This window comes from Limnospira sp. PMC 289.06 (assembly GCF_032350395.1).
GTDB lineage: Bacteria > Cyanobacteriota > Cyanobacteriia > Cyanobacteriales > Microcoleaceae > Limnospira > Limnospira platensis.
The window spans coordinates 40450-41272 of record NZ_JARPLC010000037.1 but is presented as its reverse complement, the minus strand read 5'-3'; the positions used below and the strand labels follow the sequence as shown (position 1 = coordinate 41272).

The window sequence follows — 823 nt, the reverse complement described above, 5'->3', positions numbered from 1 at the left end:
CTAGGTTAGGTGGAGTGCAACCGAACCCAACAAGGCAGGGTGTTGGGTGATGCGATCGCTTTCCAGGTATCCTATAGACTCTTGTAGGTTAGGTGGAGTGCAACCGAACCCAACAAGGCAGGGTGTTGGGTGATGCGATGCTTTACCCAACCTACAGGCTGGCGCAGTTCTACGGGACAGTAACCAAAGAGTTTCCGCCAATCGTACCGATTTGAATGGTGTATCCGGTAGTAAATTCGTTGGCCTGGGCCGTGCCGCGAGCGCTGTCTTCTACGGTGTCGAGAGTGAAGCCCGCCGGGTCGCCCAGACCACTCAGACTGACTGCACCCGCAGTACCGATCGCAAAAGCGGAGTTCTGTAGGCCGTTGGCGTTGCTGCCGTCGTAGTTAAAAGAGTGAGCTGCAGCAAATTCCTTACCCACGGCGGCGGAGACGGCCACACCTGTGACATTACCACCATCAATCGTGAAAGCTGCGCTACCAGCGATCCCACCTTGACTAGCCCGGGCGGTGGTGGAAATTCCCAAGGTGCTCAGGACGACGAGACCGGTAATGGCAGCAAAACGACGAATCATATTTTTTTGTACTCCACAAGAGGTTTTTCGGATCTATCTATTAGACGTTTTTGGGGGGGGGATGTGTGAATTTTTTTTCCCCCCCAGGTAGATGCGATCGCTTTCCAGATATGCTATCGAGGCGATTCAGCCAAGCCCTGGCTCCACAAGAGTTTTTTGGCTTTCACTTATTAGACGTTTTTGGGGGGGGATGTGTGAATTTTTTTTCCCCCCAGGTAAATGCGATCGCTTTCCAGTTTTGTAGGTTGG

The 823-nt window shown here is 52.7% G+C and carries 1 protein-coding gene; it reads right to left on the bottom strand.

The features are described from left to right. Window positions 1-169 precede the first annotated feature (169 nt). Complete coding sequence (locus P5674_RS10295; RefSeq protein ID WP_006615787.1) at window positions 170-574, bottom strand: hypothetical protein; 405 nt, start codon at window positions 572-574, stop codon at window positions 170-172. Window positions 575-823 lie beyond the last annotated feature (249 nt).